The 8,471-nt window shown below is 73.0% G+C and carries 8 protein-coding genes and 1 pseudogene; 5 read left to right on the forward strand and 4 right to left on the reverse strand.

The annotated features are described in order from the left end of the window. A partial coding sequence (locus tag ACFXGX_RS37525; RefSeq protein ID WP_384801050.1) for a response regulator occupies positions 1-601 on the forward strand: 601 nt, incomplete at its 5' end. A gap of 16 nt (positions 602-617) precedes the next feature. Here ACFXGX_RS37525 and ACFXGX_RS37530 read toward each other — a convergent pair. After that, positions 618-941 carry a DUF5955 family protein gene (locus ACFXGX_RS37530; protein ID WP_355773472.1) on the reverse strand — a complete coding sequence of 108 codons (324 nt, stop codon included), beginning with the start codon at positions 939-941 and terminating at the stop codon, positions 618-620. 210 nt (positions 942-1,151) lie between these two features. Here ACFXGX_RS37530 and ACFXGX_RS37535 point away from each other — a divergent pair, with 210 nt between their 5' ends. Together ACFXGX_RS37535 and aceB are read left to right on the forward strand one after the other, a co-directional pair. Further along, on the forward strand, positions 1,152-1,751 hold the full coding sequence (locus tag ACFXGX_RS37535; RefSeq protein WP_384801053.1) for an NTP transferase domain-containing protein: 600 nt from the start codon (positions 1,152-1,154) through the stop codon (positions 1,749-1,751). A 284-nt stretch (positions 1,752-2,035) separates the two neighbouring features. Continuing rightward, on the forward strand, positions 2,036-3,670 hold the full coding sequence (gene aceB, locus ACFXGX_RS37540) for a malate synthase A (protein WP_384801056.1): 1,635 nt from the start codon (positions 2,036-2,038) through the stop codon (positions 3,668-3,670). A 6-nt stretch (positions 3,671-3,676) separates the two neighbouring features. On the opposite strand, the gene ACFXGX_RS37545 is transcribed toward aceB, so the two are convergent. The 3 genes from ACFXGX_RS37545 to ACFXGX_RS37555 all read right to left on the reverse strand — a co-directional run bounded on the left by ACFXGX_RS37545 (position 3,677) and on the right by ACFXGX_RS37555 (position 6,632). Next, on the reverse strand, positions 3,677-3,979 hold the full coding sequence (locus tag ACFXGX_RS37545) for a SelT/SelW/SelH family protein (protein ID WP_326784733.1): 303 nt from the start codon (positions 3,977-3,979) through the stop codon (positions 3,677-3,679). After that, complete coding sequence (locus ACFXGX_RS37550) at positions 3,976-4,890, reverse strand: HipA family kinase (RefSeq protein WP_355773480.1); 915 nt, start codon at positions 4,888-4,890, stop codon at positions 3,976-3,978. The genes ACFXGX_RS37545 and ACFXGX_RS37550 overlap by 4 nt, the downstream gene beginning before the upstream one ends. A 203-nt stretch (positions 4,891-5,093) precedes the next feature. Further along, on the reverse strand, positions 5,094-6,632 hold the full coding sequence (locus tag ACFXGX_RS37555) for an IucA/IucC family protein (protein WP_384801089.1): 1,539 nt from the start codon (positions 6,630-6,632) through the stop codon (positions 5,094-5,096). 84 nt (positions 6,633-6,716) lie between these two features. Between ACFXGX_RS37555 and ACFXGX_RS37560 the strand changes: the two genes are divergently transcribed. Both ACFXGX_RS37560 and ACFXGX_RS37565 read left to right on the forward strand, forming a co-directional pair. Next, complete coding sequence (locus ACFXGX_RS37560; protein WP_384801059.1) at positions 6,717-8,228, forward strand: IucA/IucC family protein; 1,512 nt, start codon at positions 6,717-6,719, stop codon at positions 8,226-8,228. A gap of 54 nt (positions 8,229-8,282) precedes the next feature. Then, positions 8,283-8,471 (forward strand): annotated as a pseudogene (locus ACFXGX_RS37565) (alpha-1-antitrypsin); the annotation flags it as partial.

Here is an 8,471-nt window from a genome sequence, read left to right on the forward strand (position 1 = left end):
CCCCGTCGTCCGCGCCGGACTGCGCGCGGTGCTGTCCGCGGAGCCGGACTTCGAGATCGTCGCGGAGGCGGCGACGGCGGAGGCCGCGGTGGAGCGGGCCGGGGCGGGCGATGTGGACGTCGTCCTCATGGACCTCCAGTTCGGCGCCGGGATGCACGGGGCGGAGGCCACGGCTGCCATCGCGGCACGCCCGGGCGCACCCCGGGTCCTCGTCCTGACCACGTACGACACCGACGCGGACATCCTCGCCGCGGTCGAGGCGGGCGCCTGTGGCTACCTCCTCAAGGACGCCCCTCCCGAGGAGCTCTCCGCCGCCGTGCGCACCGCCGCCTCGGGTCACTCGGCGCTCGCCCCGAAGGTCGCCGACCGGCTCATGGACCGCATGCGCACCCCGGCCACCGCCCTCAGCCGTCGTGAACTCGAGGTGCTCGAACTGGTCAAGGACGGTCTCTCGAACCAGCGGATCAGCAAGGAGCTGTTCCTGAGCCAGGCGACCGTGAAGTCCCATCTGGTGCACATCTACGCGAAGTTGGGCGTGGACTCCCGCACGTCGGCCGTGGCGGCGGCCACCGAGCGGGGTGTCATCCGCAGGGGGCGCTAGGCCGTGTCCCAGCAGCTCAGAGGCGGGTTCGGTGCGGGGGTTCCCCGAAGAGTTCGACCGCGCTGCGGACGTCGGCGAGGCGGGTGGCGAGAGCACTCACCGAGCCGATCGCACCCGCGACCAGGAGGAGCGAGCGGCGCAGCCGGGGAATCTCCGGCATGCCTCCGGCGGCCATCGCGGCGAGGGACGCGAGCTCGTCCTCGGCGATACCCCGGTCGGGAAACTCGACCGGATGGACGGCGAGTTCACGGCGCAGCCGGGCGACGGCGGTACGCAACCCCGCCACCCTCGGATCCTCGTCGCTGCCCGTCACCGGTCTCTGCCCCAAGCTCCGCAACACAGCTCTCCCCCTCGCGCACGCTGTTGTGCGTCGGTCCGCCCATGTCGGCTTCAGCCCCCGTGGCGGTGGTCAGGCGCCTGGGGACGCGGGCCAGTAAACGCCACCCGGTGCGCCGGGCGCCACTGCGCGGACCGAAATTCAGCCTGGGGACACCCCGGTGACGGCCGGGGTTCCGTGGCATGCCCGGGCCTGGCCGGGTATGCAGGGGACATGACGGAGAACAAGGGCGAGGTGGCGGGGCTGGTGCTGGCGGCCGGAGGCGGACGGCGCCTCGGGGGCCGCCCCAAGGCGCTGCTGCCCCATCGGGGGCGGCCCCTCGTCGAGCACGCGGTGGAGGAGCTGCGGGCCGGCGGCTGCGCCCGCGTCCATGTCGTGCTCGGCGCCCGGGCCGACGCCGTACGGGATCAGGCGTCGTTGGCCGGGTGCGTCCTCGTGGACAACCCCCGCTGGGAGGAGGGCATGGGCTCCTCGCTGCGAGCCGGGCTCGACTCGCTGGCGGACTCGGGGGCGCGGGCCGCGCTGGTGTCGCTGGTCGACCAGCCGGGGATCGGCCGGGAGGCGGTGGCCCGGGTGCTGGCCGCGTACGCCTCTCCGCTGACGCTCGCCGCGGCGGCGTACGACGGTGAACGCGGCCATCCGGTGCTGTTCGGGGCCGGTCACTGGGCCGGGATCGCGGCGACCGCCACCGGCGACCGGGGGGCGCGCGCCTACCTGACGGCCCACGGCGACGCCCTCATCCTCGTCGAGTGCGGGGACGTGGCGCGGGCGTACGACATCGACACGGAGGCCGACCTGATCCACCTTGAGTGAACGGGGTGGCACCGAGCGCCACCTTCCGTCGATCTGGAGATTCTCGACATCAACAAACCATTGAACTTCCACCATGAGGAAATTAGTATCCACTGCTCAGAAGCGCCTCGCCGTGCCGAAGGCGCCCGGCCCCGGTCCGCGTATGCCACGGCACCGGGTGCCAGGCGCGGTGACGCCTTCCGTGGTTCGCTCGTTCGACCGGCATGCGGCGCGGCCGCAGGCCCCGTACGCGGATCGCCATGACCAGCTCGCCCGCACGCAGCTCGCTGAAGGAGTGACAGCTCATGTCCGCACCAGCGCCGTCCCCGCTGGCCATCGTCGACGCCGAGCCCCTGCCCCGGCAGGAGGAGGTCCTCACCGAAGCGGCCCTCGCCTTCGTGGCCGAGCTGCACCGGCTGTTCACACCCCGGCGTGACGAGCTCCTCGCCCGCCGCGCGGAGCGGCGCGCCGAGATCGCCCGCACCTCGACGCTCGACTTCCTCCCGGAGACCGCCGCGATCCGCGCGGACGACTCCTGGAAGGTGGCCCCGACGCCGGCCGCGCTCGAGGACCGCCGGGTCGAGATCACCGGCCCCACCGACCGCAAGATGACGATCAACGCGCTGAACTCCGGCGCCCGCGTCTGGCTCGCGGACTTCGAGGACGCCTCGGCGCCCACCTGGGAGAACGTCGTCCTCGGCCAGCTCAATCTGATGGACGCCTACACCCGGAGCATCGACTTCACCGACCCGGGCTCCGGAAAGTCGTACGCCCTCAAGCCGGACGCCGAGCTCGCGACCGTCGTGATGCGGCCGCGCGGCTGGCATCTGAACGAGCGTCATCTCGTCGCCGCCGACGGCACGCCCGTTCCCGGCGCGCTCGTCGACTTCGGTCTCTACTTCTTCCACAACGCGCGGCGGCTGCTCGACCTCGGCAAGGGCCCGTACTTCTATCTGCCCAAGACCGAGTCCCACCTCGAAGCCCGCCTGTGGAACGACGTGTTCGTCTTCGCGCAGGACTACGTCGGCGTCCCGCGGGGCTCGGTCCGCGCGACCGTCCTGATCGAGACGATCACGGCCGCGTACGAGATGGACGAGATCCTCTACGAACTCCGCGACCACGCCTCCGGGTTGAACGCGGGCCGCTGGGACTACCTGTTCTCCATCGTCAAGAACTTCCGTGACGGCGGGACCAAGTTCGTCCTGCCGGACCGCAACGCGGTCACGATGACGGCCCCGTTCATGCGGGCGTACACCGAACTCCTCGTCCGCACCTGCCACCGGCGCGGCGCCCACGCGATCGGCGGCATGGCCGCGTTCATCCCCTCGCGGCGCGACGAGGAGGTCAACAAGGTGGCCTTCGAGAAGGTCAAGGCCGACAAGGACCGTGAGGCGGGCGACGGCTTCGACGGCTCGTGGGTGGCCCATCCCGACCTCGTCCCGATCGCGATGGCCTCCTTCGACGCCGTCCTCGGCGACCGGCCGAACCAGAAGGACCGGCTGCGCGAGGACGTGTCGGTCGCGGCCGGTGACCTCATCGCCGTCGACTCGCTCGACGCGCGGCCGACGTACGACGGTCTGGTCAACGCCGTGCAGGTCGGCATCCGTTACATCGAGGCCTGGCTGCGCGGCCTGGGAGCCGTCGCCATCTTCAACCTCATGGAGGACGCCGCCACCGCCGAGATCTCGCGCTCGCAGATCTGGCAGTGGATCAACGCGGGTGTCGTCTTCGAGCACGACGGCAGGACCGTGGCGGCCACCCCGGAGCTGGCCCGCGAGATCGCCGCGCGAGAACTCGCGGACATCCGCGCCGAGATCGGCGAGGAGGCCTTCGCGGCCGGCCGCTGGCAGCAGGCGCACGACCTGCTCCTGAAGGTCGCGCTGGACGAGGACTACGCGGACTTCCTCACCCTGCCCGCCTACGAGCAGCTCACCGGCTGACCCGGCTCAGTCCGCCGCGCCCGCTCCGTCCGCCGTACGGTCCGAGTGGCCCAGGGATCTCTCCGGGGCCACTCGGTCGCGCACCAGGCGCTTGACCGCGGTGGGTTCGGGGAAGCCCTGTTCGCGGCGGTCCCAGATCACCTCGTCGTTGACCCGGACGACGAAGACACCGCCGGTGCCCGGCTTCAGGGACAGTTCGTCGAGCTCCGCCTCGAAGGTGGTGAGCAGTTCCTGGGCCAGCCAGGCCGCGCGGGGGAGCCAGCGGCACTGGGTGCAGTACTCGATCTGGACCCGCTGGACGTCCGTCATCCCAGATGCACCGACCAATCCTGTTCCGCCGCCGGTTTGCCGTGCAGGTCGGGGACGCGCTTGAGCCAGTCCGGGCGGCCCCGCTGGGTCCGCTCCGCGCGGTCGGCGTCCTCGGCCGCGAGCTGTTCACGGCTCGGGAAGTCCGTGGGGAGCCAGGCGGCCGAGGCGCGGACACGGGCGAGGAGGTAGCCGACGTACGCCTCGCGGACCGCGTCGGGGCTCGCGAAGCCCGGCTCGTCCATGAGCCAGGCGTCGGGCACCTGCGCCAGGACCGTGCGCAGCAGTTCCTCGGTGACCTTCGGCGCCAGTTCTGCGTCGGCCGCGCGGGTGTCCGGGCCGTGGCCGCCGAGCGCGTGGCTCCTGAAGTCGTACGCCTTCTCCGGCGCCGAGGCGTCCCAGCGGTGGTGGAAGACGAGGGCGGCGCCGTGGTCGATGAGCCACAGGCGGGGCGGCGCGATACCGAGGGTGGGCCAGATCATCAGGTTCGAACTGTGCACCGTGCGGTCCACGTTGACCGTGAGGGCGTCCAGCCAGATCACCTTGCCCGCCTCCAGCGGGTCGACCGGGAACGTCCGCGCGACCTCGGGGGTGAAGTCCTTCGCGCCCGGCAGGTAGTCCATGCCGAGGTTGAGCCCGGCGCTGGCCCGGAGCAGGTCCTGGACCTCCTGATGGGGTTCGTGCTCGCCGGAGGCCGGGTCGAAGTGGACGAGGACCAGTTCGGGGAAGCGCAGACCGAGGGCCCGGGCCAGCTCACCGACGATGATCTCGGCGACCAGCGCCTTGTGACCCTGGGCGGCCCCCGTGAACTTCACGACGTAGGTGCCCAGGTCGTCGGCCTCGACGAGCCCCGGCAACGAGCCGCCCTCGCGCAGGGGTGCGAGGTAGCGGGTCACGGTGACGTCATTCAGCATTTTCCCAGGCCATCCGAGTCTTCAGCCTGCCTTCCGGTCGTCCCGTCGGCGACGGTGGGCCCCTTGCTCCAGGTGTCCGGCATGGAGTGACCATAGTAACCGCGCGTCATCATCGGCGAGGGGCGCCGACCGCCGCGAGCACGACGACTCCCCGTCGGCGGCGCGCGGCCGCCCCGGAGCGGCCCGGTCGGGGGCCGCGGGTGTCAGGTCCCGGCCAGCGGGTTCGGCAGCGGGACGTAGCGGGCGGCGGCGCCGTCCGCGGATGTCCAGCGGAGCAGCAGGTTGGTCTTGCCCGGGAGGGTGGGTGAGGTGAGCAGGGCCGTGATCTCGGGGAGGTCGTGGTCCGAGCCGCAGCGGTGGAGTTCGCTTCGTACGGCGGGCCAGGGGTCCGTGCCGGGGAAGCGTTCGGCTAGGAGGGCGGCCAGTTCGGAGAGGTGGTTGACGACCAGGCAGTAGACGAGCCGTTCCCAGCCGGCCGCGCGGGTCACCTCCGGCAGCAGTTTCACGCCCTCCGCGTCCCGGAACAGGGCCTGGACGGGCATGCCGTCCCCGTCCACGGCCACCAGCGTGTTCTGCAGATGCGCCTCGACGACGACTCCGTGGCGGGCGAACGCCTCCAGCACCGGGGGCACGGTGTGGCGGAGGTACGCGTCCCACCAGTCGGCCGGGTCGGTGAGCCGGTTGAGCGGGCTGCCGTCGAAACCCTCGACCAGGGCGGCGGCGAGCAGCGGGGTGGCGCCGGGGAGAAGGTGCGGGCGCAGTCCGTCGCGGACCAGGACGGCGAGTTCCTCGAAGGCGAAGCCGGCGGTGCGGTATCCGCGGTCGCCGAGCCAGGCGGCGGGACCGTCCTGCGCGGCGAACGCGGCGGCGGTGGCCGCGTCGGTGGCGCGCACCTTCAGCAGGTCGTGCCGCCACAGCCGGCGGATGTCGTTGGTGATGCGGACGTCGAGGCTGAATTTGACGAACAGGTCGTCCTCGGGGGCGTAGAGGGTGCGGATCGCGGCTGTCGGCCGGAGCTGGCGGGCCGTCGGTCCGAGGCGCAGGAGACGGCCGTCGGCGAAGGCGTCCTGGATCGCCGGGGCGGACCCGGTCAGCGTCAACTGCCAGGGGTGGGCGGGGAGCAGCCGGTAGCCCGCGGGGGCCCGGCCCAGCGCGTCGAGGGCCCGTGTGTCGCCCTCCTCGACGACCGCGTCCTCCCGCACGGCGAGCAGTTCCAGCGGGAAGCGGGCGTACGCCTCGGGCGCGTACGGCAGCCAGCCGGAGACCGGGCCGCCGCCGCGGGTCTTGGGTGCCGGGTGATGCGGGTGCCCCATGATCAGGGACTGTTCGGACCTCAGATACGGGTCCTCGGGCGGCGGCGTGCGGGCGCGGGCGCGCAGGAGGGCCGCCACCACGTCCCGGCTGTCGGTCATCTCCGCGGGCAGCCCGGTGTTGTCCACGCCGGTGAACAGGCGCAGTTCCCCGGCGGCGAGTGCGATCAGCTCCGGGTGGGTGAGCCGCCGCCAGGCTCCGTCGGCGCGCAGCTCGGGTGCGAAGGGGCGTCGCGTGCCCCGTACGCGCAGCTCCCGGCCGCTCGCGCGCAGCCGGAACACGCCCGGTTCCCCCGTGGGTTCGGCGAGTTCGCGGAGGAGACAATTGAGCAACGGCGCGGCGGCGTACGCGTCGGCGGCCGCGTCCATGTCGCCAGCGGTGAGCTGGGGGAACACGGTCGGCTTGAAGTCCACGCGATCCATCCGGTCCATTCGATTCATACGGTGCACTGGTGATCAGTATGTCCGCCGCGGCGGACGATCACGACGCAGTCCCCGTACGCAAGGAGCCCGCCTGTGCCCCGTCCCTCCCCGCCCGACACCGAGGCCGCGTTCGCCGAGGAGCTGAGTGTCGTACGTCCCGGGCTGTCGGCGCCGTACGCGGAGGCGCTGCCCGGTGCCCGGGCCGCCGTGCTGACCCGGCTGTGGCGTGCGCTGGCCTGGGAGCCGCTGCCGTGGATCGCCCGCCGTGACACGGACGGTGAGGGCCTGACCCTCCGTCTGACGGACGGCCGCCGGCTGCGCGGCCCCCTCCCCGACCCGTACGCCACCGCCGCCTACGTGAGCGAAGTGCGGCTCGGTGAGCGGGTGTACGACCGCCCGGACGTCCTCGTCGACGCCCTCGGCGTGCCGCACGGTGGTGCCTTCTCGGCCGAACTCGCGGACAGTGTGGCCTCCTTGGCGCTGTCGCGGGCCGACCGGCGGCGGGACGAGGGGACCGGGCCGTCCGAGGCGAGCTGGGTGTGGGAGCAGCGGATCGTCGACGGGCATCCGTATCACCCCAACTGCCGTGCGCGGCCGGGGTTCTCGGTGGCCGAGCAGCTCGCGTACGGGCCCGAGCACCGGACGTCGGTGCGGCTGGGCCTGGTGGCGGTGGACGACGCGCTCGTGACGGGCGAGTGGCCGAAGTGGCTGCGGGACGGGGAGCGGGTGCTGATCCCGGTGCATCCCTGGCAGGTGGCCCATGTGCTGGACGCACCGGTCCAGGAGGGTTTCGCCGGGCGCCCGTTGATGTCGTTGCGTACGCTCGCGGTGCCGGACGGGCCGCATGTGAAGACGGCGCTGAGCGCCCGGCTGACCTCGTCGGTGCGGGACATCTCGGTGTACTCGGTGCGGACGGCGGACACCGTCTCGGCGTTCATGGAGGAGATGGCGGCCCGTCTGGACGCGCCGCTGCACATCACCCGCACGCTCGGCGCGGCCACCGCCGGTTCCCCCGATCTCGCGGCGGTGGTGCGGGAGTCGCCGGACGAGTACGCGGGCGACGGCGAGCGCTGTGTCCCGGTGGCCGCGCTTCCGCTGACCCGGCTGCCCGAGAAACCTTCCTGGCTGGCCGAGTTCACCCGCCTCGTCCTCACGGTGGGGCTGCGGCTGCTGGAGCTCGGGGTGGCCCTGGAGGCACACGGCCAGAACCTGCTCGTGATCCTCGACCGCGCGGGCTCCCCCGTCCGGCTCGTCTACCGCGACCTGGCGGACATCCGGGTGAGCCCGGCCCGGCTGGGCCGGCACGGCGTCCCGGTCCCGCCGCTGTCCGGGCGCATCGTGACGGACGACGAGACCGCCCTGCGCCGCAAGCTCTTCGGTTCCCTCGTCGGCGGAGCGCTGGGCGCGACGGCGGGTTCGGCGGCCGCGCTGCGCGGGGCGCTTGAAGGCGTCGCGGCGGATCTCCCGCGCACCACGGACCTCCCCGCGCTCCTCGGTGAGCCGCTACCCGCGAAGGCGCTGACGTTGATGCGGCTCTCCCCGGAGACCCCCGGTGACCTGTGGACACGGCTTCCCAACCCGCTTCGCGGACCCGGCGCGTCCTGACGCGGGACACCTCTCGTTTTTACGAGCGGCACCTTTGATCAATAGGATCCGCCGATGATCACAAGACAACGGCTGGCGGCGGGCGTCTGCGCCCTGCTCGCCTTCCTGGCCGCCGGGATCGCCTACCCGGCCGGGGGGGGGGGGGGGCGGGCGCGCGGCGCGCGGCGCCCCCGCCCCCCCCGGGCCGGCGGGCGGGCGCGGGCGCGGGCGCCGGCCGCGGGGGCGCGCGCCGCGGGGGGGGCG

The organism is Streptomyces sp. NPDC059371 (genome assembly GCF_042751995.1).
GTDB lineage: Bacteria > Actinomycetota > Actinomycetes > Streptomycetales > Streptomycetaceae > Streptomyces.

Excerpts from the sequence above, each read along its gene's own strand:
- aceB (WP_384801056.1), top strand. The coding sequence starts at position 2,036 with ATGTCCGCACCAGCGCCGTCCCCGCTGGCCATCGTCGACGCCGAGCCC.
- ACFXGX_RS37555 (WP_384801089.1), bottom strand. The coding sequence starts at position 6,632 with ATGGACCGGATGGATCGCGTGGACTTCAAGCCGACCGTGTTCCCCCAG.
- ACFXGX_RS37550 (WP_355773480.1), bottom strand. The coding sequence starts at position 4,890 with ATGCTGAATGACGTCACCGTGACCCGCTACCTCGCACCCCTGCGCGAG.
- ACFXGX_RS37545 (WP_326784733.1), bottom strand. The coding sequence starts at position 3,979 with ATGACGGACGTCCAGCGGGTCCAGATCGAGTACTGCACCCAGTGCCGC.
- ACFXGX_RS37535 (WP_384801053.1), top strand. The coding sequence starts at position 1,152 with ATGACGGAGAACAAGGGCGAGGTGGCGGGGCTGGTGCTGGCGGCCGGA.